This window comes from Alistipes sp. AF14-19 (assembly GCF_003461645.1).
Lineage (GTDB): Bacteria > Bacteroidota > Bacteroidia > Bacteroidales > Rikenellaceae > Alistipes > Alistipes shahii.
The window spans coordinates 39,018-63,998 of record NZ_QTXM01000018.1; the positions used below are offsets into that span (position 1 = coordinate 39,018).

A 24,981-nucleotide genomic window follows, 5' to 3' on the forward strand; every position below is an offset into this window, starting at 1 on the left:
GATTCCGATAAATGACTACAACGATTTTAATAGCGATTGCGGCCTTTCTGGCCATAACGCTCGTGCTGGTCGCACTGCTTCTCTATGCGAAGGCGAAACTGACCTCCTCGGGCGACGTCGTGATCGACATCAACGGCGGTGAGAAGGTCATCACGACCGAAAGCGGTTCGACGCTGCTTTCGACGCTGGCCAACAACAAGGTGTTCCTGCCTTCGGCGTGCGGCGGCGGCGGCTCGTGCGGCATGTGCAAATGTCAGGTGCTCGAAGGCGGCGGCGACATTCTGCCCACCGAGACGGGCTTCATCTCGCGCAAGCTGGCCAAGGACCACTGGCGTCTCGGCTGCCAGGTGAAGGTCAAGGAGAATATGAAAATCCGTGTTCCCGAGGCCGTGCTGGGCGTCAAGAAGTGGGAGTGCACCGTGGTCTCGAACCGCAATATCTCGACTTTCCTCAAGGAGTTCGTCGTGAAGCTGCCCGAGGGCGAGAACCTCAAGTTCCGCAGCGGCGGTTACATCCAGATCGACATTCCGAAGTACGACGCCATCAAGTTCTCGTCGATGGACGTGGACGAGAAGTTCCGCGCCGACTGGGACAAATTCAAGATGTGGGATCTGGTGACGACCAACCCCGAGCCGACGTTCCGCGCCTACTCGATGGCCAACCATCCGGCCGAGGGCAACATCATCATGCTCAACATCCGTATCGCCACGCCTCCGTTCGACAAGGCCACGGGCGGTTTTATGAAGGTCAACCCGGGTATCTGCTCGTCGTATGTCTTCTCGCGCAAGCCGGGTGACAAGATCACGATTTCGGGTCCTTACGGCGAATTCTTCCTGCCGGACAATCTGCCCTCGACGCAGGAGCTGATCTTCATCGGCGGCGGTGCGGGCATGGCTCCGATGCGCAGCCACCTGATGCACCTGTTCAAGACCGAAAAGACCGACCGTCCGGTGTCGTTCTGGTACGGCGCGCGTGCGCTGAAGGAGGTTCCCTATCTCGACGAGTTCCACCAGATCGAGAAGGATTTCCCCAACTTCTCGTTCAATCTGGCCCTCGACCGTCCCGATCCCGAGGCGGACGCCGCCGGAGTGAAGTACACGCCGGGCTTCGTGCACAACGTGCTCTACGAAAACTACCTCAAGAACCACCAGGCTCCCGAGGACTGCATCTACCTCATGTGCGGACCTCCGATGATGATCGCTTCGGTCGTCAAGATGCTCGACAACCTCGGCGTGCCGCCGGAGAATATCTTGTACGATAACTTCGGCAGTTAGTGAGTGCAATGACCACCAAAACGCCGTAGGCGAATAAAAGAGGAAGGACGGAAGATCGAATTGATTCGAAACTTTCGTCCTTCCTCTTTTATTGATCCCGCAGGGATTGTCGGTTCATTGCCGAACGCGGCCGAAGTCACGGAGCGCGGTTATCACGAGCGGAGGCGAGCGATGCGACGTAACTTGCGCTCGGGGTGAGGATTCATTGCCGAACGCGGCCGAAGTCACGGGCGGCGGGGCGAAAATCGGCGATGACGGAGGCGGGATGGTCTACGGCGAATGAGGGCGCGAATGGAACTTTCGGAGCCTCGGAATTTGGCGGATCGGAAATAAAACCGTAAATTCGGATAAACTTCAAATAGGGTGCTATGAGACTTGTCCTGGCGTTTGTCGCATTGTTGCTGTCGCTTCCCTTATCCCCGCAGGCAAGGCCGAAGGGATATGAGTTGGACTATTATCGGGTTCGTCTGGAATCTGTCGAGACCGATGGCGCCTGGGGCGGCGTTATCGGCAATCCCGAGAATGAGCAGGGATTCACCACGCCCGGCTACCGGGATTCCACGATCCGCGTCGTTTTCACCTTCGAGCCGACGCATGTCGATTTTTCCCTGACCAACGAGAGCGATTCCGACTTCGGAATCATCTGGGACGAGGCCGTCTTCGTGGATGGAGTTTCGAATGCCGCAGAGGGGGTGTTTCACCGGGGTGTGAAGCTGCTCGACAGACACGACGCGCAGGTTCCTTCCGTGGTCGTGAAGGGAAGCTGTGTTTCGGAGTCGCTTGCCGTCAAGAACCGGGTTTTTTACAGTCGCGACCTCAAACGGTGGGTATTCGAGAATCTCCTGCGGGATGCGGATAAGCTTACGCAGATAAAAATACTGTTGCCGATCGAAACCGCCGGAGGGCGTCGGGACTACCTGTTCGTGTTTTCCGTCCACTGGGAGAACCGGAAGGTCCGGGCCGAGTTCGATACGGGCCGGTGGTTTTACGTGTCGGAGAAATAGCCGCTTTCGGCCGGGCCGCTTTCACGTGCCGACGTTCCCATGGCTGCGTCCGGGGCGTGGCCGGGGCTTTGGGCGGGCGGCGCATGGAAAAACACCCCGCAGGTCACAGGACCTGCGGGGTGTTCGGCTTCGGAAGCGCTGCCGGCGCGTCATTCGATGCCCTCGAACAGATAGGGGGCGTAGTTGTAGCCTTCGGCCTTGTAGACGGCGACCAGTGCCGGAATCCGGCGCACGAAATCGTTGTAATCCTTGCGGTCGTTGGCCCAGCCCGTCTCGGCGAGAGCCGCCATGCGCGGCAGGACCATGTGCTGTGCGTGGCGGATGTCCGCGATGTACTCCGTCCAGAGGTTGCACTGCACGCCCCTGATCCGTTTCTGGTCGGGCAGCGTGAGCCGGTCGCAGGGGTCGAGGCGGTAAGCCTGCCGCACCGAGACGTAGCGGGTGTTGCCCAGCGGTTCGTAACGCTCCGGGTCGGAGGTCTGGCTGTAATCGAAGTAGCAGTACCATTTCGGCGTCATAATCACCGGGTTTCCCCGCTGTGCGGCCTTGATTCCGGGGTCGCTTCCGTTCCACGACATGATGTTCGCGGTTTTCGAAATGCCGCCCTGGAGGATTTCGTCCCAACCGATGATCTCCCGGCCGTGGGTGTGCATCCAGCGTTCGATGCGGTGGATGAAGTAGCTCTGCAACTGGTATTCGTCCTTGAGCCCCTCCTCGCGGATGCGCTGCTGGCAGAGGGGGCACGCCTTCCAGCGTCCTTTGGGACACTCGTCGCCGCCGATGTGGATGAGCTTCGAGGGGAACAGCGCGAGCACCTCCGTGAGCACTTTCTCGATGAATTCGAACGTCGTCTCCTTGCCCGCGCAGTAAACGTCGTCGCTGATGCCCCAATGGGTCCATACGGCATAGGGACCTCCCGTGCAGCCGAGCCACGGATAGGCGGTCAGCGCCGCCAGCCCGTGTCCGGGCATCTCGATTTCGGGAATCACCTCGATATGCCGCTCTGCGGCGTAGCTGACGATCTCGCGGATCTCCTCCTGCGTGTAGAACTCGCCGTAGGGTTTGCCGTCGTAAACGCCCTCTTTGTTCTTGTCGTAGCGTCCGACGAGCGTTTCTGCACGCCGGGACCCGATCTGGGTGAGCAGCGGATATTTTTTGATCTCGATCCGCCAGCCCTGATCGTCGGTCAGATGCCAGTGGAATTTGTTGATCTTGTGCAGCGAGAGGATGTCGATGTAGGTCTTCACGTCCTCGACCGGGAAGAAATGGCGGCAGACGTCGAGCATCGCCCCGCGGTAGGCGAACGTGGGCTTGTCGCGGACGACGCAGGCGGGAATCTCTCCTCCGGCGACCAGCTGCTGGAGGCTGCGAAGCCCGTGCAGCACCGCCTGGGGCGTCGATGCCGTGACCGTTATGCGCTGTCTGCCGACTTCCAGAAGGTACTCTTCGGCTTCGTAGCCCGGTTGCAGTTGCAGCGTCACGGCATGTTTTTCGGGTGCGGCGGTGACGGCGGGTTCGGTTCCGGTGAGCTTGCCGACGGCGCGGGCGAAAATCTCCGCGGGCGTGCGCAGCTGTTCGTCCGTGATGACGACGGGCGTTCGGGGCGTCAGCCGGAACGATCCCGGCAGTTCTTCGACCTCGGCGGGGCGGGGTACGATGCGGACGCGTCCGTCGCAGGCTGCGAATCCCGGCAGACAGGCCTGGACGGCGAAAATCAGGAATAGAAGGTGTTTCACGGTTTGGATTCTGGTTGAGCGGTTAGGGAAGCCCCGCCTGCAAAACGTTTGCAGGCGGGGTGCTTCCGGATAGGGTTATTTGTTGTAACGTACGCCGATGTAGGAGAAGGCGATCTCTCCGGTGGTGATGATCTGGTCGTCGAACTCGCCGTCTTCCTTGCCGCCGGCTTTCTTGTTCGCGGCCGAGAAGCGGATGCATACGTCGTCCTTGCCGAGCAGTTCGAGCGGCAGAGGTACGTTGATGTACTTGTAGCCGGCGCACTGCCAGTAGAGGGTGTAGTTCCAGTTCACGATGTCGGGGACCTGGAATTCGGTGATCGGGTTCCAGTCGTCGCGGTTGTTGTCGCCGTGTTCCGACCAGTCGACCCTGATGTAGCGGGGGCCTCCGATGCTGCGGTTCTGCATGGCTACCTGCATCGAGAGCACATCGGTCGAGATGCCCTGCGTCGAGAAGTGGAGCAGCCATGCTTCGCTGCGGTCGGTTTCGGTGTTCCACCACTGGCACTTGTTGGTCCAGGCCGAGAATTCCGTGCTCGTCAGGTTTCCCTTGCCGTCGTGGTTGGTTCCGGGGTCAGAACACATTTGTTTGCCGTTTTCGACGACGCCGTTTCCGTTGATGTTGCCTTTATTGGTGCCGCCCCAGGGTTTCTCTTTGTCGGGGTTGGATTCGTTGCCGATGGGGCCGAGGTAGCTCGGGTCGCTCACGCCCCAGCCTGCGTCGCCCGATTTCTCGTCGGGATGGGTGAAGGTCAGGTAGCCGTTGTCGCCGGTCGTGGGGCGGAAGATGTGGCTTTCGAGCTTGCCGTAGCGGTATTCGGTCAGGAGGGCCGAGAAGCTGTTCTCGAAATCCTTCTCCAGCGCGATGTCCTTGCGGGTGAGGTGGCGGATCTGGTAGCGGCCGATGTCGCCCATGTCCTTCGATCCCATCCAGACGAAGCGGTCGTGGGTCTCGTGAACCAGTACGCCCGAGATGTTCCCCGAACCGTAGGGCAGCATGCTGCCGTCGCGGCGGTATTTGCAGGTGGTGTTGGTCAGCATGTAGAAACTGTCGCCGTTCTTGTCGCGCACCAGCATCGGGTATTTCGTTTCGCGGTTGGCATTGGTGCTGCGTGCATAGCCTTCGTTGATCGGCGTCAGGCTGCCTTTGCGCACGGGAAGTTCGCAGTCGGCCAGCGTTACCCAGGTGTATACGTCCATGTCGGTCAGTTCGTTGTAGCGCTTCACCTTCTGCGGAATGTCGGCCGCCGAGCCTGACACCGAGGACATGACCATCGCCGAGGTGACTTTCTTGAGAATGTAGCGTTCGGGGTTCGACTCCGCTTCGACCGTGACGCCCTTGAGCAGGATGCGGACCTTGCTGTAACGTTCGAAGATGTTGTCGTCTTCGGTCACGGTCTTGATCATGAAGCCCTGCGAACCGTCGAGGCTCTGGATGTAGGCCGTGCGGTAGGTCTCGGTGTAGTCGATCGAGGTCTGTCCCGTCATCATGTTCTCGCCGTTGTTGCCGTTGCCGATGTCGCTGATGATGCGTCCCTCGATGTAGACGTCCTTGTTGACGATGCCCACCAGGTCGCGCACCTCGCTGAACGAGATTTCGTGCCCGAACTCGTTCTTGGCGTTGGCCTGCGTGAGGTAGACCGTCGAGGAGATGGTCCGGTTCCACCCGTCGCGGTAGCTGAGGGTGATGCGGGCGTTGCGCAGGGCTTCGGGGTCGGCGTTGGGGTCGGTCTGGAGAATCAGGAACCCGTTGCTGATGTCGAGGTCCGAAATCCATCCGCCCTCGTCGGCACTCGTGTAGACGATCGACTGCCGGAGGTCCTCCAGTTCGAGGTTGGTGGAGAGCTGCGCCGTCGCCTGTCCGCCGTCGCCGAGCACCATGATGCTGCGGGTCGAGAAGTCCAGTTTCGGGGTGATGAAGCCCTCCTGTTTGATGTATACGGTATCCGCGCGGTTGTGGGTCCAGAGGCGGATGCCCTCCATGCGGGGGAAGCCGTCGTTGGTCGTGGCCTGGAATTTGAAATAGTCGTCGCCCGTGAAATGCGTTCCGCGACCCTCGGTGTCGAGCGTGAGCCATCCGTTGTCGGGATTGATCAGTTCGATGTCGTAGGGTTGGTTGGCGAGGACCGGAATGCTCCCCGTGCCGCCTTTCCAGGGGGCTATGATCTCTTTCTTGTAGGGGCCGAACTCGGAGACGCGGGTCTCTTCGCCGTTGTCTTTTTCGCAGGCCGTGAGCGCCAGCCCGCCCAGCAGCGGGAGCAGCAGCCTTCGGTACAATGATTTTATCTGTTTCATCGTGGTCTGAATTTGGTTTCGCGCATCGGCGGGGGAGGGACGCGCCCTCCCCGCCTGAGCGGTTTATTTGTTACTCTTTACGGCTATGGTTCCGAAACGCATCGGCGAACGCTTGTTGGCTGCCATGTCGGATGTGATCGTGCCCGTGTCTCCCTGGTCCACCGTGGCGGTGTTCGAGGCGATGCACTGCGTGCTCCGGGCCTTGATCAGCAGCGTGACCTCCGGGCGGTTGCGCAGGGCGTCCGGCAGGATGAACACGCGGTCGGCGTAGCCCGGGACGGCGCAGTAGGAGAGGTCTTTGCCGCCTGCTCCCTGCCAATAGACGAACGGCCGGCAGCAGAAGCCCGATTCGGGCAGCACGGTGAAGTTCACCCCGTCGGTCGAGTACTCCACCTGCCAGTAGACGGGGCCGTAGATGCTCGTGCCGCCGGCGTTGCCCTGCGAGTTGGTGAAGTTGAGCGAGAGGTTCGCGCCGGCGCCCTCGGTCGAGAATTTCAGCGCCACGGCGTAGCCCGTGTTTTCGGCGAAGTCCCACCAGTAGGTGTTCTCGAATTTCAGGGCGTTCTTGCTGTTCAGCCCGGCGCTGGTCGTGAGTCCGTTGTACTCGTTGTCCAGGAGGTATTTGGCTGCGGGGTCGGTGCACCAGAGCGAGCCGTTGCCCCTATCCGGGGCGATCGTTCCGTCGGCGTTGGTCCTGACCTCGGCGTTGTTCCAGTTCCACTCGACGAGCGTCTGGCGGTTGGAGCTCGATTCCGAAGCGGCGAGGTCGATCTCCTCCTTTTCGAGCACGCGGACCGAGTAACGGCCGATGTACCCCTCGTTGGTGTAGCCGTAGCGGGGCTGGAGGTCGTGGACGATGACGCCGCTCAACGTGCCCTTGCCTTTAGGCATGCCGCTGCCGTCGCGCCGCCAGGGAGTCTTGTTGTTGACCAGCATCGAGATCGCGCCGCCGTCCTTGTCACAGAGCGTTCGGGGCACGCAGCTGGTGTGGTTGGCCGTTCCGAAATAGCCTTCGTTGACGTTGGTGTAGCTGCCGTCGGGCAGGGCGAATTCCACCTCCCGGAGCGAGACGTAGGTGTAAATGTCCTCGTCGGTGAGCTGGCCGATCGACTTCTCCTTGCGGATGAGGTCGCTGGCCGTTCCGGGCGTCTGGCTGACGATGTTGGCCGCCGTCAGTCCGCTGAGCGTGTAGCGTTCGGGATCGGCCTCCTTGGTGAGGGTCACGCCGTTGAGCGAGATTTTCACCTGCGAGTAGCGTTTCAGCGTGTTGTCGTCCGCCGCGTCGAATTGCAGGCGGTATCCGTAGCTGCCGTCGAGCATCTGCACGTAGGCCGTCTTGGCGTTCACCGTGTAGTCGGTGGCGTTGCGTGCCGTGTTGGGCGTCGTCTCCACGTTGGCGTTGTCCTTGTCGCTGATCACGATGCCCTCGAAGCTGGCTTCGGGATTGTTGATCACGACCTGTCCGCTCTCGCCCTTGATCAGCGTGCGGTAGTCGGCTTCGTAGGTCTGTTCGACGACGAACGGCGCCGCGGGCGTAAGCTCTCCGGCCGTTCCCGGCAGCGAGAAGGCGATCGACGCGCTGCGCGGGCCTTCCGAGTCGTTCTCCTTCACGTCGAACGACAGCACTTTGTCTTCGAGCGTGATGTTCTCGATCCAGTCGGCCGACGCGCCTTCGTAGGTCGGCGTGCAGACCACCTTGCCGAGCAGGCTGCCCAGGTTGTGCTTCAGCTCGGCCTTGATGGTCGTGGCCTTGCGCGTGGTCTTGGCGCGGTAGGGCGTGAAGGTCATGCAGGCCTCTTCGGTCGCCTGCGTGACGGTCAGCGTGACGGCGTGTTTCTTCTCCTTGGCGTCGATATAGGTCAGCGTGATCGCGGCCTGCCGTTTGCGCGGCGAGTTGTTCTTCAGGGTGCTGAACGTGACGGCGTCGGTTCCGACGGCCAGGTTTTCGATCCACTCCTCGTCCGGCTCGGGCGTTTCGTCGTCGTCCTCGTCGGGAATCACCGAATAGACGATGGTGTCCCGGATCTGTTTGTAATCCTCCCGGAGGTTGTTGTCAAGCCCGATGCGGAGGTCCCAGGGGTTGCTGAAAATCTCGATGCGGCTCTCCTCCAACGACAGGATGGGGTCTTCGCCCTCCTGCGTCATGCGTACCGCCTGTTCGAGTCCGCCGCGGGTGAAGATGATGTCCACGGTGCGCGGCACGCCGTAGTTGGCGCCGTATTTGAACAGTACGGGGGTGTTCCCCGAGCCGTTCAGGCGGTTGATGGAGGCCCATTCCACGTCTTCCGACAGACGGACCGACCATTCGCCAGTGGAATAGATCCGCACCTGGGTGGAGCCGGCGTCCGAAGTCAGCGTGTATTTGTTGGAATCCACATTCAGCGGCAGGTTCATGTCCGAATCCATTTCGCATCCGGTCAGCAGGAGCAGCGCCGTGACGAGGGGCAGGATGCCCGTGCGCCACGCTTTGTAGATGCTGTCTGTAAGGTTATTTTTCATCGTTGTGTTTTTTTGTTCGTTCCGTCGGCCTTACATGCCGTATTCGTTATAGGCCTTGTTGTCGAGTGCGCCGCCCGAATAGACGACCTCCTTGTCGGGGATCGGGTAGTATTCGTGGCAGGGGAGCATGTTGTCCTTGAGCGTCGGGTAGTTGGTGTATTCGTAGGTCATCTGATACCAGATTCCCCAGCGTACCAGGTCGAACTTGCGCTGGAATTCGCCCAGCAGTTCGCGTCCGCGCTCCTTCTGGATCTCCTCCAGAAGCGCATCTTTGTTCTTGAAGACGTAGGCGGTGGTTCCGGCGCGTTCCCGGACCATGTTCAGGTAGCGGACGGCCTCGTCGGAGTCCTCCGTCTCGGCGTAGCACTCCGCCATCATCAGGATGGCGTCGGCATAGCGGAATACCTTCTGGTTGGAGAAGTCGGCGGTGTTCTGCATCCCCGGACACCAGAATTTCGGGCCGAGCCACGGACGGGTTCCCACGCCCGAGAAGGGCTTGCCGTCGTATTCCCACGCCATGTTCAGCGTTTTGCGCTTGTCGTTGCTTTTTTTGGTCTGGAGACCGTCGCAGAAGTAGCTGTTGGGGCGCATGGAGGTCCAGGTGGTCATGCCCGTGCCCATTTCGGGAATCTCCACGCCGTCGTAGATGCCCTTGCCGTTGTGGTACGGAGTGGTGATGGCTGCCACGTTGGTCGTGACGGACAGTCCGCCGGGCGTGTAGGTGCGCTGCACCTCGAAGATCGACTCCGGGGTGTTCTTGTTGCGGAACATGATGTCTTCGAGCGGATACTGTTGCAGGTCGCCGTAGATTTTCTCCAGTTCGCCGAGCGCCTCGAGGGCGTCGTCCCAGCGGTGGTTCCACTGCGCGAGCTTGGCAATCATCATCCAGCCCATCGCGGCGCCCATGCGGTTGTCCGCGACCTCCGACGAACGCACCTGGTCCATCGAGGGCACGTAACGCTGCAATTCGTCGATCAGGTAGTCGCGGGTCTCCTTTGCCGACATGCGGCCCATGTGGGCGATCTCCTGCATCACCTGTTGGTCGGCGACCTCCTTGGTGTAGAAGGGCACGTCGCCGAAGATGCAGGTCAGCAGCCAGTAGTAGAACGAGCGGATGACCACGCCTTCGGCCAGCAGCGGCAACTTGTCGGCTTCCGAAGACTCCTTGATGTCGTTCAGGGGCGAACGTTCGATGGCGGCGATGGTCGAGTTGCAGTACATGACGCCCTTGTAGCACTGGGTCCATATCTTCTGGCCGTTGAGCGGCTTCGCGGGGGATATGTCGAGCTGGGCGTCCTTGGTCCCCGAAGCGATGTACATCAGGTCGGTGACGCCTTCGGTCATAATCAGGAAACAGTAGTCGTAGATGCTGTTGATCGGTATGTAGCAGGCGTTCAGGCCCGCCAGGCATTGCGCCCGGGTCTTGTAGTACTCCTTGGGCCCTACGAACGACGTGGGGTGTTCGTCCAGGTCGCACGCGCTGAACAGCAGGGCGGCGGTTGCCGTGGCTGCCAGCAGGTATTTTTTCAGGAAACTGTATGATTTCATGGTCTTGGCTGTTAGTATCTGATCTGGAGGCTGAAAATAATGGTCCGGGGCTTGGGATAGGCGCCGATGTCGACGCGCCGCAGGGCCGAGTTGGAACTCGATGTCGAAACGTCCGGGTCGAATCCGTTGTATTTCTTCCACAGGTAGAGGTTCTCGCCGCTGACGCTTACGCGGATGTCGCGCAGGCGGTTTTTGGTGACCTTGCGCATGTCGAACGTGTAGCTCGCGGAGATGTTCTTCAGCCGCAGGTAGCTTGCGTCGTGCACCAGCCGGTCGCTGGGCAGGGCGTCGTAGCTGCCGGCCATCGGCAGGTTCGAATTCGGGTTGCGGACCGGATGCCAGGAGTTCTGCATGTACTTGTATTGGTTGGTATAGGGCGAACCGTTGCCCATCCAGAGTTCGGCGACGTTGTAGATCTTGCCGCCGATCGAGTAGTTGAAGAAGAAGCTGAATGTGAAGTTATGGATGTTGAACGTGTTCTGGATACCGCCGTAGAGGTCCGGGTCGGCCGATCCGAGGTAGACCAGGTCGTCGCTGTTCAGCGCTCCGTCGTGGTTGATGTCCTGATAGCGGGCGTATCCGGGCTTGAAGGTGTTGCCGCTGGCCGAGGCGTAGGCCTTGGTGATCTTGTTGCGCTCGACCTCTTCCTGGTTGTGCCATACGCCGCCGTAGCGGAATCCCCAGAGGGCGTTGAGCGTGTAGCCCTTCTTGTAGCCGTACATCATGTAGGTGGTTCCCGACGACGACGGCGACGAGTAGGCTGTCACGAAGTCTTCCGAGGCGATGTCGTCCACCATCTGCCTGTTGCGCGACAGGGTGAGGGTCGTCGACCACTGGAATTTCGGACGGACGATGTTGCGGCTTTCGACGGTGAGTTCCCACCCCTTGTTGGTGGTGCGTCCGGCGTTGGCGAAGTAGTTGGTGTAACCCGTCTGCGAGGCTACCTGTACGGTCAGCAGCAGGTCGCGGGTCTTGATCAGATAGGCGTCGGCCGTGACGTTGAGCCGTCCGTCGAACAGCGAGATGTCGGCTCCGAGAGTATACTGGTCGGAGGTTTCCCACGTCAGGTCGGGTGATGCCAGACGCGACGGGTAGACCGCCAGTTGCTGCGTGCCTCCCATCAGGTAGCCGCTCGTCGAGTTGCCGACGGCTGCCAGCGAACGGTAGGCCGAGATGGCGTCGTTACCGGTGCGTCCGAGGCTGGCGCGCAGGGCCAGTTCGTCGATCCACTTGGCTTTTTGCAGGAACTTCTCGTTGGCGATGTTCCAGCGGAGGGCCGCCGAGGGGAAGAATCCCCATTTCTTGTTGGCGGCGAAGTTCGAGGCGCCGTCGTAACGGGCCGTGAACGTAACGTAGTAACGCTCCTTGTAGTTGTAGTTCAGACGTCCGAACACCGACATCTTGGTCCAGTCCGTGTGGTTGGTGCTGATCGAGGTGTTCTGCTTGTCGGGAACCGCGGCCATGTTGTTCCAGGTGAGTTCGTCGAGCGTGTAGCCGCGCCCGGTGATGCTCAGGTTGTTGTCGTACTTGATCTGCGCGGTGTATCCGCCCAGCACGTCGAAATTGTGGCCGCTCTTGGGGCGCAATTCGTAGTAGACCGTATTTTCGCTTGAGAAACTCGTGTCGTCGTACTCGTCGCGGCTGGCGTAACCGCCTTCGTTCTCCTTCTTGGCCGGCAGGTATCCCGGCTCGTAGTAGCGTCCGTGGCGCTGGTAGGAGTAGTAGGTGAACTGGCTGCGCAGCTTCAGCCCCTTGACGGGGGTCACTTCGACGAATGCGCTGTTGTTGAGCGAAATGCGCCGGGCGTTCTTGAGGCAGTGGTCGAGCATGATGCGCGGGTTGTTGAATTTCTGTCCCGAGTACCACAGGTCGTTCATGTCGGATGTGGGGGAGAGGAACGGGCTGAGGAACACGGCGGCGTTCCACCAGTTGGTTCCGCCGATGGTGGCCAGGTTTTCGTCCTGATCGCGGTAGGTGTAGCTCAGGTTCAGTCCGGCCTTGAGCCATTTGGCGAACTCGTGGTCGACCTTCAGGCGCGCCGAGTAACGTTTCAGCCCGCTGTTGTCGATGATTCCCTGCGTTTCGTTGAATCCGGCCGAGGCGTAGTAGGAGCTTTTCGCGGAGGCTCCCGAAATCGAAAGGTCGTAATTCTGATAGAGCGCCGTGCGCGTGATGGTGTCGATCCAGTTCGTGCCGACGCCTTTGGCCTCGGGGTTGGGGAAGGGGTATTTCGACATCGGTGAGTCGGGTTCGATTTTATCGTTGCCGTCGGCGCTTGAGAAGAAATAGGCGTAGTCGTTGCGGTAGCGGGCGAACTCCGTGGCATCCATGATGTCGAGCTGACGCGGGAGCTGCGAAAATCCCAGGTCGGTCTTGAAGGTGATGTTGGGGCGTCCGTCTATGCCGCGGCCCTTCTTGGTCGTGATCACGATCACGCCGTTCGAGCCGCGTGCGCCGTAGATGGCCGTCGACGAGGCGTCCTTCAGCACCGAGATCGACTCGATGTCCGCGGAGTTGATGTCGTTCAGGTCGTGAATGCCGTCGATGACGCCGTCGACGATGATCAGCGGTTCGTTCGATGCCGAGATCGAGCGCGTGCCGCGGATACGGATCGAGGTCGTGGCGCCCGGCTCTCCGGTCGTGGCCATGATGTCGGCGCCGGCGATGCGGCCCTGGAGGGCCTGGTCGACCGAAACCACCGGCACGTCCTTGATGTCGCTCATCTTGACGTTGGCCACCGAACCCGTCAGGTCGGTTTTCTTCACCGTGCCGTAGCCGATCACGACCACTTCGTCGATGGTCTGCTTGCTCTGTTCGAGTTTCACGTCGACCTTCGTGCGCGCGCCGACCTTTTCGGTTTTGGCTTCATAGCCGATGTACTGGAAGGTCAGCGAAGCGCCTTCGGGAACCTGGATCGAATAATCGCCCGTGGCGTTGGTGCTGGCGCCGTTCGTCGTGCCCGTCACCAGTACGGTCGCGCCGATCAGCGGCTCGCCGCTCTGGTCCGTAACCTTGCCCGTTACGGTATGTTTGGTTCCGCTTTTCTGCGCGAAGGCAGGCGCTGCCGTCAGCACTCCCGAAACCAGCAGGATCAGTAATATGATATATTGTTTCATGCGAATTTTTATTTAAGTGCAACTCCTGATGCTTGCTTCCCGGAGGGGTAGTGGCGGAATTCGATCATCACCGGGTAGTGGTCCGAATGCGTGGCGGTAAATTCGTCGTAGATGATGCGCGAGTCGGTTATTTCACGCATCACGGCCTGCGAGGCGTAGATGAAGTCGATCCGCCGTTGATCCGCCGTCGATTCGCCGTTGTAGGGGGTGGGAACGGTGTGGAAGAACTGGCTGTGGCGGTCGCGCAGGGCGTCGCAGTAGCCGCTCTTGAGTACGATCGAATGCGTCTCGAAATAGGTGTTCGCGGGCATCGCGTCGGCATCCTTGGGCGAATAGGAGTTGAAGTCGCCCGCCATCAGCCACAGCGGTTCCACCGGATAGCGGCGGATGGTGCTGTCGAGGATGCAGTTGATCTCCCGGTCGCGGTAGGTGTTGCCCGTCCCGGCTGCGCCCTGCCCGTTGGGATAGGTTCCGAAGGGATAGAGGTGCAGCACCACGACGTTGATGTCCTTGATGCGGGTGTGGATGGCTCCGTGCCAGAGGGGAACGTCTTCGAGCAGGCGGTTGCGCAGTTCGATGGGGTATTTCGACGTCAGCCCCACCGGAAATCCGCTCTCCTTGCAGAGTATGGCGTAGGGGTGCCCGTAGCGGCCGGCAAGGGCCGTGAGCGACTCCTCGGTGAATGCGTTGCACTCGCAGAGGGCCATGAAGTCGGGGTCCTTCTCCTTCACCCAGTCGACGAAGTTGTCGAAGTTCTGGGCTTTGTCGAGCTTCATGCCCTCGAGAATATTGTAACTGATGAAACGCAGGGTTTCGGGCTGGACGCTCGTTCCCGGATCGGTCGTCAGTTCCTCGTCCGGTGCGGCGGGATCGTCGTCGCAGGCGGGCAGCAGGGCCGTGGCCGTGAGCAGCGTCGCCCCGAAAGCCAGCCGGCGCAGCATCTGTATCGTGTCGTATGTTTTCATGTCGTTCGCTGGTTTATTTGTTGTAACGCAGGGCTGCGTAGGAGACGGTGAATGCGTTGGCTACCTGTCCGTTGGATGCGATGGTCGCGGTGTCGTAGGTCGTCGCCGTGCCGATCTTGTTCTGCACGGGGCGCAGGCGGATCCATGCCACGCTCTGTCCCAGAATCTCGGTGGGAACCTGCATCCACACGTTCTTGTCGCCCGAAAGCTGCTCAAGCTGCATGTTGCCCCAGTTGCCGTTGTCGGGAACCGTGAAATCGGTGAGCTTCTTCCAGTTGTCGCCGTCGAGCGAATATTCCGCCGTCCAGTAGCGCAGTCCGCCCTGTGCCGAGTGGTAGCGGCAGGTGAAGACGAAGGAGCATTGCGTGGAGCTGACGCCCTGCGTCGAGAACTCGAAGATCAGGGAGTTTCCCGTGTTCTTCGCCGTGTCCCACAGCTGTTTGTGGCCCCACGAGGCGTTGTTGATGGTCAGCCCGTTTTCGGCGGCCCGGTAGGCGCTGCCGACGGCCAGCCAGGCGTAGGTGCTCATAAACGAGAGTCCCGAACCCGTCGTTGCAGCCACGCAATGCGCCTGACCGCTGTCGGTTGCCGGATGCGGATATTGCGGGAATGCGTAGGCGCGGGGGTCCTTGCTGCCGTCGGGACTCCACTCCACGGCCACGGCCGAGAAGACGTTGTCGGCCGACTCGTCCAGCGCGATGTCCTCGCGTGTCACGTTGCGGATCTGGTAACGGCCGATGTCGCCGCCCCGCTCGAAGAAGGTGTAAGGCTCGTGTACGATGATGCCTGTGATCGTTCCCTCGCCGTCGGGCATCTCCTTGAAACGCCAGTCGCAGCCGTGGTTGGTCATCAGGTAGATCATGTCGCCGTGACGGTCGAGTACGGCCGCGGGGTAGTAGTTGTTGAAACTGTTGGTGTAGTTGATGTGCACGGGGATGAAACGTCCGGTGCGCACGGCCATCTGGCAGCGTTTGAGCGTCACCTGGGTGTAGATGTCGGCGTCGGTCAGCTGGTCGATGAAGCGTCGCTTCGCGGGCAGTTCTTCGGCCGTCCCGGCCTCTTTGGTGACGATGTGGTCCTGCGTCACGCCGCTGAGCGTGTAGCGCTCGGGGTTGCTCCGCTTGGTCAGCGTGAGGCCCTTGCACCAGAGTTTGAGTTTGTCATATCGTTGCAGGTTGTTCTGCTGGGCGTCGGTCGTGACGAGGGCGAGACCCAGCGAGGCGTCGGCGTTCTGCATGTAGGCCGTGCAGTCGTTGATGCCCAGGTCGGGTTTCTCCGCGGCCTTGGGCATGGGGCTTCCGGCCATGTTGGGCGAGGCCCAGTCGCTGATGACCGTGCCGCTTACGGCGATGTCCTGATCGAGGGTGATCTCGCCTTCCGCCTCCGCGATCAGCCCGCGCAGCTCCTCGAAGGTCATCTCGCGGGTCTCCGCCGTACCGCCCGGGATACCCTGATAGGCTGTGAAATAGGTTGTGTGATCTTCGCCCCAGTCGTCCTGAAATCGGAGCCGGAACCGCGCCGTGCGAGGCTCGAATTTCTTGTTGTCGGCGATCCGGAACCGGAAATATTTGAAATCCTGGGCGTAGCTGACGCTGTCGGCCCACGGTTCGGCAGCGGAATTCTCGTCGTAAACGACCGTCCAGTAGATTTTCTTGGACAACGGGATGTTGGTGTCTATTGCGACAGAGTCGATCGTGCTAACGGACGAATATTGTTTTCCGATGTACTTGAACTCCAGGAGCGGCGTCGTGCCGTACTGCATCAGGTAAATCGTGTCGACGACCTGCTGGCGGGCCGATGAGACGAGGATGGTTCCCTTGCGGGGAAGCGAGTTGTTGGTCCGGTAATTGAGGTTGAGCGAGCCGCCCGTTTCGCCGCTGTCGGCGCCGTCGACCGAGACCCAGAGTCTGGTCTCGGGCGTGAGCCGCGCCTGCCACGGTCCGGAGGTCTCTACCTTGATGGTGCGGGAGCCTGCGTCGCTGGAGACGAAGACTTCGCTGCTGACGCCTTTCGAGCCGATAGCCGGCTCCGTTTCATCCTCGCTGCACCCCCCCCCGAGCAATAGGGCCGAGGCGGCGAAGGCGCAGATCAGGCTGAAGCGCTTGGTGTAGAATTTTTTCATCGTATGTCGTAGTTTGGGTTTTTAGTGTCGCGGGGCATTCTGTTCCCAGGGGAGTTTGCCGAACAGGTCTTCGAAATCGTACCATTTCAGGCGCAGCACGTAGAGGTTGTCGATGAAGATGCGTGTGTTGCCGCTCTCCATCTCGTATTTGCCGGCCATCAGTTCCATGCGCGTGTTGCTCGTAAAGGGATTTTTGGGGTGGGAGAAGATGATGAACTCCTGCTGGGAGTTTTTCCACATGGCCGTCGGAAGCTCCGCAGCCGTGGGATCGAGGTGTCCCACACGGACGGTTTTCTCGGTGGTTCCGTCGGCGAACTGCCCGCCTCCCGTGATCCGCACAGTCAGTTCGTCGTTGTCTTTCGTGCCGTCGGCCGCCGCATAGGCGATGGCGTTGAAACGGACCATGGCGGCCGTGTCGTTCCGGATGCCCGGATCGTACGGGGTCAGCAGGTTGGCTCCGTGTCCGGCGTCGTCGCCGAGCTTGACGTAGCCGTTTTTGCCGTAGCAGTAGGCCGTGCCTCCCTCCTGTGCGGGCGTCGATTCCAGCCCCATTTTCTTCTGGTCGGCGGTCCAGCTGTCGATCGGCGTTTCGCCCCGGGTCTCCAGAGGTTCCGCCGAACCGTACTTCAGCCAGTCGAAGTTGCCCTCGTAATCTTTGGTGTATTTCGGGAATCCCTGCACCACAGCGATGAATTCATTGAGAAATTCGACGTCGGTGTGCAGCGAGATGCACCCTTTCCGTTCTACGTAGGACTCCGTGTGCGGGGTGATCAGCAGGACCAGTTCGTCGATTCCGGGCCTGACGCCGCGTTTGATTTCGTCGACGTTGAGCCACTCCTCGGCCGGCAGTTCTCCGGACTCTTCCTTTTCGCCTTCGAATCCGACCTGATAAGCCACATTGCTTCTGATATAGATGGACCTTTTGAACGGAGTGGCGTCCTGCTCTTTCGACGCTCTGACGGGGATGTGCAGGGTTCCCGTCAGCGCTTCTTCGAACTCGGGCGAGTTCGACCACTCGATGTGTTCCCTGCGGGAGTAGTCCTTGTCGTCGTCGCAGGCTGTGCCCAGAGATACCGTGCCGGTCAGCAGCAGTACCGCGATCAGCGGGGTGACGCTCCTCTTCGGGATTTTCAGAGATAGAGTTGTTCTCATAGCATTTAGGTTAATTGGTCTGAAAAAGTTTGGAAAATTTTAGCTAAATTTCGGGTGAATATTGAAAATATTTTCATTACAAAGATAGCCCTTAATAAATATGCGGAAAGGGCCTTGCCCGAAAATGTAAATGAATGTAAATCTTATCTTGTTTATTGTCAGCATGTTCGATTTTTACACCCCCGTGCGTTATGTAAATGCTGAAACTTTGATATTTTACTTTTTAATACATTTGTAATACACATGCCCTTTCTTCTGATTTGCTTTTGTGTTATTAAAACGCTATGTTTGCATTAAACCGAAACCTGAAATGAAAATCCTCCTTCTTGCCGCAGCGTTGTTCTCCGCGCTGTCCGCGGCTCCGGCTTCCCCGGGTGAAAAGACCGACCTGCAGGAGCTGTTCCGCAGTCTCGATCGGGTGATCGCCCGCAGCGGCGAGTACACGGCGCGGCGCGAATCCCGCATTGATTCGCTCAAGCGCGCCCTGGCCCGCGACGGGCTTTCGCTGCGCGAGCGTTTCGACCTGACCGAGCGGCTCGCCGAAAATTACAACTCCTACCAGAGCGACTTCGCGCTTCTCTACCTCCGGCGAACTCTTGCGCTGGCCGAGAAGACCGGCGACAACGACCTGATCATGCGTGCCCGCTCCGGGATTGCGCTCTGTTACAGCCTGGGCGGACGTTTCTACGAGGCCGAGGAGATCTTGAGCGGTATCCGCGACACGGTGCACGTCAGCCGCCGGGCGCTGCAATCCTATTATGTCGCCCGGCATCGCATGAACCGCGAACTCTACGCCCTGACCGAGCCGGGCGAACGCCGCGACCTTTTCCGCCGGCGCGAGCACTATTATGCGGTCAGCGCGGCGGAAATCAGCGAGGACACCTTCACGAGCCTGTACTACGGGTATATGGATGCCATCGTCCGCAAGGACTGGTCCGAGGCTTCGACCCTCTGCGACAGCCTGCTGGTCTCGGTCCCTTCCGATTCCCACTCCTACGCCAAGGCCGCCAACCACAAGGCGCAGCTCGAGGGGAAGGCGGGGCGTCCCGACGAGGAACTCGCCTGGTTCATACGTTCGGCCATGGCCGACATCCAGTCCGCCGTGCGTGACCACGGGTCGCTGTGCGCCGTCTCCGAGGAGCTTTTCAACCGGGGCGACGTCGATCGGGCGATGGATTATATCCGCGTGGCGATCCGCGACACGCGTTTCTTCAACTCCCCGAGCCGCTCGTGGCGCGACATGGCCATCCTGCCGCAGATCGAGACGGCTTACAGCGAGCGCAACGCCCGCCTGCACACGATGTACATCGTGCTGATCGTCGTCATCCTGCTCTTTTTCGTCTCGGCCGTCGCCGCGGGGCTTTACGTGCTGTCCCGCAACCGGAAGCTCTGCGCCGTGCAGCAAACCCTCCGCGAGTCGAACGACAAACTCAACGGTCTGGCCCGGAGCCTGCGCGAGACGAACGACCGCCTGAGCGCGCAGAACCTCCGGATCGCCGATGCCAACCGGATCAAGGAGGTCTATATCGGGGGCTTTCTCCAGACGATTTCGGAATATATCAACAAACTCTCGGGTACGTATCAGTATGTCAACAAGATGCTGCGCGACGACCGGATCGCCGAACTCCGCCGCGAATACGCCCGCAGCAACGTCCGCAACGACGAGCTGAAGGAGTTCTATGCGCTTTTCGACAAGACCTTCCTCGGGCTTTTTCCCTCGTTCATCGACGAGATGAACGGCCTGCTTGCCGACGAGGCCCGCACCGAGGGGCGTCACGACGGCGAGCTGACCACCGTGCTGCGCATCTACGCGCTGATCCGCCTGGGCATCACCGACACGGCGACCATCGCCGCGCTGCTGCACTGTTCGATCCGCACCGTCTACAACTACCGCTCGTTCACCCAGCGGCACTCGCGGCCCGACGTCGGCGACCTGGAACAGCGTGTGCAGCTGATCGGGTTGAACGGGATCGCCGCCCGGTCCTGACGGAGCCGCGTGTGCCGAAAAGCGTAAAATAACGCTGTTCCGGCAATTTTAACCTCCCGGCCGTAACAACGGCCGGGAGGTTTACAGAAGGCTACTCCCCCTTCTTATGGGTGTACTCCTGCAGGACATAGGTCGTGAAGATCGGAAAGAACATCATGCCCAATGACGGAAGCAGCACGCAGAAGACCTTGCCGACGGCCGTGACGGGGAAAATCTCCGCACCGACGGTCGTGACGTTCATCCACGCCCACCAGAGCGCATTGCCGAAGCCGTGGAGCTTGGGATTGACGAGCACCTCGTAGTCGTAGAACACCAGCCCGGAGATATAGGTAAAGATGACGACGGTGAAGATATAGGCGAAAAAGAGCCTCCGCATCCTGTTTTCGGAGACCAGCCACCGCACGATGATCACCATGGCCAGGAAGGCCCGGAGCAGCGGGATAAGCCCGACGAGCACGCCCCAGTCGTGGGTCATGTCGACGCCGCTCCACGCCAGGATGTTCAGGTAGGGTACGGAAAGCAGCAGGAACGGCAGGTTGCGCCAGAAAAAACGGCCCGGACGTTCGGCAGCGGCCCAGCGGACGAAGAAATCGCACAGGAAAACGAGGCAGACGACGAACTGGATCGCAAGATAGGTGCGGGACACGTGGACATGGTCGCCGGCAATGATCTCCCACGAGAGGGCCACGAGGAGCACCAGTCCGGCAATGAGTTTGACAACACCGAGCGCATCACGGATTCCGGCACGCGCCGATTGGGTAAGAGACATAGATTGCGGGTTTTCCGTAGCGCGCTCAAAATCAATGCCACAACCCGGAATCATAAATTTTACGGCGTTTTTTTGCCGAAAGATTTTGCACGATTGAAAATTTCTATTACCTTTGCACTCGCTTTCAGCAATGGCGGGTTAGCTCAGCTGGTTAGAGCGCATGATTCATAATCATGAGGTCCCGAGTTCAAGTCTCGGACCCGCTACGGAAGGAAACGGAGGTCTAAACGATCTCCGTTTTTTCGTTATCCGGAAAAACCGGGCGAATTACCGAAAAAAAAGCCTATTCACAGAAACAGCGGCTATCATGGAAAAGAAAACGATACTGGCGGCCTGCGCGGCCGCAACGCTGGCGTTCGCCGGATGCTCCGGAGGGTTCAGCGCCGCAGAGGAGGAGACCATTCACGCCGGGAAGGGAGAAATCATGCGCATACTGACCGTCGGAAACCCGGCCGACTCGCTCGTCCTGCGTCAAAAGGCCGCTCCGGTGACCGGGCGGATGCTGCGGACGGACGACTACGCCGTCCTGCGCCGCAGGATGCTCGCGACGGTGCAGGACCCGCAGAACTCGGGCGTAGGCATCGCCGCCCCGCAGGTGGGGATTCTCCGGCGGATGATCGCCGTGCAGCGTTTCGACAAGCCCGGAGAGCCGTTCGAATTCTACCTGAACCCGGAGATCGTCGAATCGTCGGCCGAAACCGCCCCGGGACGGGAAGGATGTCTCTCGATTCCGGGATTAGCGGGCACGGTGGTGCGGGCGCAGCGGATCGTATTGCGCTACCGCGACGAGCGGTTCGCCGAAAAAACGGAGACGATCGACGGATTCACGGCCGTAATCTTCCAGCACGAAACAGACCATCTCGACGGAATTCTCTACACCGACCGGACGGACGAAGCCCCCACGCCGGAAGAGTAGCCTCGCCGCACCGGTCAGACCAGTTCGCAGAGGTGTTTCAGATTGCTCGTGGCCGTGGCCACGGGCGCGACGGTCATGTCGTCGCACAAGACGCCGCAGATTTTCAGCCGGCGGTCGGAGGAACGTCCGGTCGGAACGTTCGCGCAGCATCGGAAGCAAGGTCCGCAAGGCGTCCTCCACATCCCCGGCAAGCCCCGGCCCGCGCCCGGGCGCGGCGGCCGATGCGCTCGGGACAGCGTACTGCAATGCGGCAGGCAGCATCGTCGCGGAAGCGTCCGGGATCACGACCGAAGCCTCCGAAAAAAAGTTCCGTCCGCAACGCATTCGGGCGCTGCGGACGGAATGGCGTCCGGAAAGAATGGATCGTGTTATTCGATCTCCATCAGAACGGCGTCGGTAGCCACGGTCTGCCCCTGACGGACCAGAATCTGCTTGACCGTACCGGCGAAATCGCTCGTGATGGCGTTCTCCATCTTCATCGCTTCGAGAACGGCGACCTCCTGTCCGGCCTTCACCGCGTCGCCGACCTTCACTTTGAGTTCGATGATGCGGCCCGGCAGCGGAGCCGTCACGACGTTGCCCGTGATCACGGCCTGCGTCTCTCCGGCGGGCGTCTCCCCGGCCTTGGCGGCAGGTTCGGCCGGCTTCGAAGCCTCGTAGGCCTTCACCTTCATATTGGTCAGGAACGTCTTGGCGACCAGCGGGAACAACTCCAGCAGCAGCACCTCCTTTTCATCGGCGGCGAGCTTCACGCCTCCGGCTTCGGGAAGCTCGGGATTGGGCTGCATCTGGTATTTCGAGGTGTCGTAGGGAGTCTCCTCGCGCACGCCGCAGATCTTGAACCGGAACTCGGGGTCGATCTTCACCGGCGTCTTGCCGTACTCGCCCTTCACGAGGCCCACGAACTGCGACGACTTGTTGGTGTACATCGGACGTCCGGCCTTCTCGTCGAGGGCGCAGTTGACGGCCTGCGCACCCACGATCTGCGAGGTGGGGGTCACCAGCGGCGGCAGACCCGCGGCCAGGCGCACCGAAGGGATCAGCTCCATGGCGCGGGGCAGGATCTCCTCGGCCTTGAGCTGCTTGAGCTGGGCCACCATGTTCGAATACATGCCGCCGGGAATCTCGGCCTTCTGCACCAGTTCGTTCGGAGCCGGGAAGCCGAAATAGGCCTCGATCTTGCGGCAGGCGTCGATCGTGGCGTTCTCGTCGTCGTGCTGCGCCGCGGCGATCGCCCGGTCGAACAGGGCGTCGATCTCGGCGGGAAGCGTGTCGGTCACCGGGTTGAACGCCTTCGGCTCGGGTTTCTCGACGCCGAAGACCGACTGGTTCAGCTCCTTGCGGATGTCCCGCAGCTGGGTGTTGATCTTGGCCACGGCCTCCATGTTCACGCCCGTTTCGATGCCCAGCTTCTTGCAGAAAACATGGATCAGCTCGATGGCCGGGGCGCCCGTGCCTTCGGCGAAGTACCAGCAGTTGGTGTCCACGACGTCGACCCCGGCGATGATGGCCGAAAGCACCGAAGCCAGTCCGTAGCCCGGCGTGCAGTGGGTATGGAAATCGACGGGAACCGAAAGGTTCTTCTTCAGCAGGCGCACCAGCGTGGCGACGCGGCGCGGCGGAATCAGACCCGACATGTCCTTGATGGTGATCATGTCGGCGCCCAGTGCGGCCATCTGGCGGGCCTTGTCGAGGAAATAGGCGTCGGTGAAGACCGGTTTGGGGGCCGATTTGCCCGTCAGCCTGGCCCAGAAACCCGGTTCGGGGTATTTCGGGTCCACGGTGTAGCAAACCGCACAGTCGGCGATGCCGCCGTACTGCTTGACGTATTTGACGGTCGATTTTACGTTGTCGACGTCGTTCAGGGCGTCGAAGATCCGCATGATGCCCAAACCGCTCCGGATCGAGTTGCGGCAGAAGCCGTCGATGATTTCGTCCGTATAGGGCGAGTAGCCGAACAGGTTGCGGCCGCGCGAAAGGGCCGTGAGTTTCGAGACATCGCCCACTGCCTTGTGGATGGTTTCGAGGCGCGTCCACGGATTCTCGTCGAGATAACGCATCACCGAGTCGGGGACGGCGCCGCCCCACACCTCCATCGCATAGAAATTGGCATCTTTGTAGAACGGCAGGCAGCGGTCGATCTGCTCCTGGTTCATACGCGTCGCGAAGGACGACTGCTGGCCGTCACGCAACGTAAGGTCTCTGATTTTGAGATTTCTCGCCATTTTATAATATCATTTAAGGGTTCTTTGGCACGAATCCATTGTTATTCGAATAACAAAGGTAATAAACCCTCACGAATATGCAACTTTTTTCCGGGGAATTTTCAGGAAAAACGCCCCGGCCGCTTTCTTTCCGTAAAAAAGACGGGAAACAGAACGATCATCCGCCCGATCTGCCGCCGGGCTGGAACAGTTCCCGGTCGGGAAGCCCGTCGAGGTATCTGCGTTTGAAGACATTGACGCAGAAGACAAACATCGCCAGCATCAGCGGCCCGAAGATGACGCCCATAAAGCCGAAGAGCGACAGACCGATGAAGACCCCGAAAATGGTGATGAGCGGGTGCACGTCGGCCATCTTCTTCTGCATGACCATCCGCACGAGGTTGTCCACCTGCGTGACGACCAGCGTGCCGTACATCACCAGCCCGACGCCCTGCCCCCAGTTGCCGTCGAGGCTCATGTAGGCCGCCAGCGGCAGCCACACGAGGGCCGTGCCGACGATGGGCAGAATCGTGGCGAAGCAGGTCAGCACGCCCCAGAAAAGCGGCTCGGGAACGCCGAAGGCCAGGTAACCGACATAGGCCACCACGCCCTGCGAGACGGCCAGCAGCGGAATGACGATGGCGTTCGAGCGCACGATCATGTGGATTTCGCGCATCACGCTGCGCGCCGCGCAGCGGTCGAACGGCAGGATTTCGCGGCAGTAGGTCTCCATGCGCAGGCCCCCGATCAGCATGAAATAGAGCACGAAGAGCAGCACGACGAGGTTGACGGCGAAATTCACGATGCCGCCCACGAGCCACTGCCCCGCCCTGGGAAGGTAGCCCAGCACCGATTGCAGGTTGCTCTCGGACCAGAGGTCGTAGCCGGTTTTCTGCTGGATGAGTCCGGCGACGTGCCGGACGGGCGTGATGACCGACTGCGGATCAAGGGCCACGCCCTGGATTTTGTCGACGACCATCCAGACGATCAGGCTGATCGGAACGAGGAAGAAGAAGATCGCCTCGCCGAGCAGCAGCGACGCCGCAAGGCTCCGCCGCCACCGCCGCCGTTCGCTCAAGAACCACATCTGACGCCGCAGCAGCACGTAGATCGTCACGGCCCCCAGCAAGCCGCCCAGAAACGGCGTCAGCTCGGCGAAGATCGTGAGACCCAGCCCCGCGATAAGCACGAAAAGCGAATAACGCCAGTATTTTTCACGCACCGAAAGCATACCCCGGCCCCGCGCAAGGAACGTGCCGCAGGCTTCCGGACCGGGAGGCCGGAATGTTGAAATATCGTCGACTGAAAATTTGCGCTATTCTATTGCGGCTCACAAATATTTGATATACCCGTTGGTTGAATTAAAAAGTTAGTAAAATGACAAATGAAAGGTTGTG

General features: G+C 60.3%; 15 protein-coding genes and 1 tRNA gene. 5 read left to right on the forward strand and 11 right to left on the reverse strand.

Annotation, left to right across the window (positions count from 1 at the left end):
• Positions 1–11: 11 nt before the first annotated feature.
• Both nqrF and DWW03_RS13280 read left to right on the forward strand, forming a co-directional pair.
• Complete coding sequence (gene nqrF / locus DWW03_RS13275; protein ID WP_044053950.1) at positions 12–1,274, forward strand: NADH:ubiquinone reductase (Na(+)-transporting) subunit F; 1,263 nt, start codon at positions 12–14, stop codon at positions 1,272–1,274.
• A 368-nt stretch (positions 1,275–1,642) separates the two neighbouring features.
• Positions 1,643–2,278, forward strand: a complete 636-nt coding sequence (locus tag DWW03_RS13280) for a hypothetical protein (protein ID WP_022061201.1) — start codon at positions 1,643–1,645, stop codon at positions 2,276–2,278.
• 149 nt (positions 2,279–2,427) lie between these two features.
• On the opposite strand, the gene DWW03_RS13285 is transcribed toward DWW03_RS13280, so the two are convergent.
• The 8 genes from DWW03_RS13285 to DWW03_RS13320 all read right to left on the reverse strand — a co-directional run bounded on the left by DWW03_RS13285 (position 2,428) and on the right by DWW03_RS13320 (position 17,708).
• Positions 2,428–4,014 carry a beta-N-acetylhexosaminidase gene (locus DWW03_RS13285; protein ID WP_022062088.1) on the reverse strand — a complete coding sequence of 529 codons (1,587 nt, stop codon included), beginning with the start codon at positions 4,012–4,014 and terminating at the stop codon, positions 2,428–2,430.
• Between the two features lie 75 nt (positions 4,015–4,089).
• The gene (locus DWW03_RS13290; RefSeq protein ID WP_022062087.1) at positions 4,090–6,306 is read right to left on the reverse strand and encodes a DUF5689 domain-containing protein; all 2,217 of its coding nucleotides are present in this window, start codon (positions 6,304–6,306) and stop codon (positions 4,090–4,092) included.
• 63 nt (positions 6,307–6,369) lie between these two features.
• Positions 6,370–8,805 (reverse strand): BACON domain-containing protein, encoded by a 2,436-nt coding sequence (locus DWW03_RS13295; protein ID WP_022062086.1) that lies wholly within the window; start codon positions 8,803–8,805, stop codon positions 6,370–6,372.
• Between the two features lie 30 nt (positions 8,806–8,835).
• A complete protein-coding gene (locus DWW03_RS13300) occupies positions 8,836–10,353 on the reverse strand; it encodes a RagB/SusD family nutrient uptake outer membrane protein (protein WP_022062085.1) in 1,518 nt (505 codons plus the stop codon).
• An 11-nt stretch (positions 10,354–10,364) separates the two neighbouring features.
• A complete protein-coding gene (locus tag DWW03_RS13305) occupies positions 10,365–13,469 on the reverse strand; it encodes a SusC/RagA family TonB-linked outer membrane protein (RefSeq protein WP_118406857.1) in 3,105 nt (1,034 codons plus the stop codon).
• Between the two features lie 8 nt (positions 13,470–13,477).
• Entirely contained in the window at positions 13,478–14,434 is a 957-nt protein-coding gene (locus DWW03_RS13310) for an endonuclease/exonuclease/phosphatase family protein (RefSeq protein WP_015546008.1), read from the reverse strand.
• A gap of 13 nt (positions 14,435–14,447) precedes the next feature.
• On the reverse strand, positions 14,448–16,556 hold the full coding sequence (locus tag DWW03_RS13315) for a DUF5689 domain-containing protein (RefSeq protein ID WP_118406858.1): 2,109 nt from the start codon (positions 16,554–16,556) through the stop codon (positions 14,448–14,450).
• A gap of 21 nt (positions 16,557–16,577) precedes the next feature.
• Entirely contained in the window at positions 16,578–17,708 is a 1,131-nt protein-coding gene (locus DWW03_RS13320; RefSeq protein WP_022062079.1) for a hypothetical protein, read from the reverse strand.
• A 310-nt stretch (positions 17,709–18,018) separates the two neighbouring features.
• Between DWW03_RS13320 and DWW03_RS13325 the strand changes: the two genes are divergently transcribed.
• Entirely contained in the window at positions 18,019–19,695 is a 1,677-nt protein-coding gene (locus tag DWW03_RS13325) for a DUF6377 domain-containing protein (protein ID WP_022062078.1), read from the forward strand.
• 91 nt (positions 19,696–19,786) lie between these two features.
• On the opposite strand, the gene DWW03_RS13330 is transcribed toward DWW03_RS13325, so the two are convergent.
• The gene (locus DWW03_RS13330) at positions 19,787–20,464 is read right to left on the reverse strand and encodes a potassium channel family protein (RefSeq protein ID WP_118406859.1); all 678 of its coding nucleotides are present in this window, start codon (positions 20,462–20,464) and stop codon (positions 19,787–19,789) included.
• Positions 20,465–20,596: 132 nt separating this feature from the next.
• Here DWW03_RS13330 and DWW03_RS13335 point away from each other — a divergent pair.
• Both DWW03_RS13335 and def read left to right on the forward strand, forming a co-directional pair.
• Positions 20,597–20,670, forward strand: a tRNA-Met gene (locus DWW03_RS13335).
• 101 nt (positions 20,671–20,771) lie between these two features.
• Positions 20,772–21,380: a peptide deformylase gene (def, locus tag DWW03_RS13340; RefSeq protein WP_022062076.1), complete on the forward strand. Its 609-nt coding sequence runs from the start codon at positions 20,772–20,774 to the stop codon at positions 21,378–21,380.
• A gap of 368 nt (positions 21,381–21,748) precedes the next feature.
• Here def and DWW03_RS13345 read toward each other — a convergent pair whose 3' ends face one another.
• Both DWW03_RS13345 and DWW03_RS13350 read right to left on the reverse strand, forming a co-directional pair.
• The gene (locus DWW03_RS13345; RefSeq protein WP_022062075.1) at positions 21,749–23,605 is read right to left on the reverse strand and encodes a biotin/lipoyl-containing protein; all 1,857 of its coding nucleotides are present in this window, start codon (positions 23,603–23,605) and stop codon (positions 21,749–21,751) included.
• A gap of 157 nt (positions 23,606–23,762) precedes the next feature.
• Positions 23,763–24,815 (reverse strand): AI-2E family transporter, encoded by a 1,053-nt coding sequence (locus DWW03_RS13350; RefSeq protein ID WP_022062074.1) that lies wholly within the window; start codon positions 24,813–24,815, stop codon positions 23,763–23,765.
• Positions 24,816–24,981: the final 166 nt, after the last annotated feature.

Bases quoted from the DNA above. Each gene is read 5' to 3' on its own strand.
- DWW03_RS13300 (WP_022062085.1), bottom strand. From the start codon at position 10,353: ATGAAATCATACAGTTTCCTGAAAAAATACCTGCTGGCAGCCACGGCA.
- DWW03_RS13350 (WP_022062074.1), bottom strand. From the start codon at position 24,815: ATGCTTTCGGTGCGTGAAAAATACTGGCGTTATTCGCTTTTCGTGCTT.
- DWW03_RS13315 (WP_118406858.1), bottom strand. From the start codon at position 16,556: ATGAAAAAATTCTACACCAAGCGCTTCAGCCTGATCTGCGCCTTCGCC.
- DWW03_RS13320 (WP_022062079.1), bottom strand. From the start codon at position 17,708: ATGAGAACAACTCTATCTCTGAAAATCCCGAAGAGGAGCGTCACCCCG.
- DWW03_RS13280 (WP_022061201.1), top strand. From the start codon at position 1,643: ATGAGACTTGTCCTGGCGTTTGTCGCATTGTTGCTGTCGCTTCCCTTA.
- DWW03_RS13310 (WP_015546008.1), bottom strand. From the start codon at position 14,434: ATGAAAACATACGACACGATACAGATGCTGCGCCGGCTGGCTTTCGGG.
- def (WP_022062076.1), top strand. From the start codon at position 20,772: ATGGAAAAGAAAACGATACTGGCGGCCTGCGCGGCCGCAACGCTGGCG.
- DWW03_RS13325 (WP_022062078.1), top strand. From the start codon at position 18,019: ATGAAAATCCTCCTTCTTGCCGCAGCGTTGTTCTCCGCGCTGTCCGCG.
- DWW03_RS13305 (WP_118406857.1), bottom strand. From the start codon at position 13,469: ATGAAACAATATATCATATTACTGATCCTGCTGGTTTCGGGAGTGCTG.
- DWW03_RS13290 (WP_022062087.1), bottom strand. From the start codon at position 6,306: ATGAAACAGATAAAATCATTGTACCGAAGGCTGCTGCTCCCGCTGCTG.
- DWW03_RS13295 (WP_022062086.1), bottom strand. From the start codon at position 8,805: ATGAAAAATAACCTTACAGACAGCATCTACAAAGCGTGGCGCACGGGC.
- DWW03_RS13345 (WP_022062075.1), bottom strand. From the start codon at position 23,605: ATGGCGAGAAATCTCAAAATCAGAGACCTTACGTTGCGTGACGGCCAG.
- DWW03_RS13330 (WP_118406859.1), bottom strand. From the start codon at position 20,464: ATGTCTCTTACCCAATCGGCGCGTGCCGGAATCCGTGATGCGCTCGGT.
- nqrF (WP_044053950.1), top strand. From the start codon at position 12: ATGACTACAACGATTTTAATAGCGATTGCGGCCTTTCTGGCCATAACG.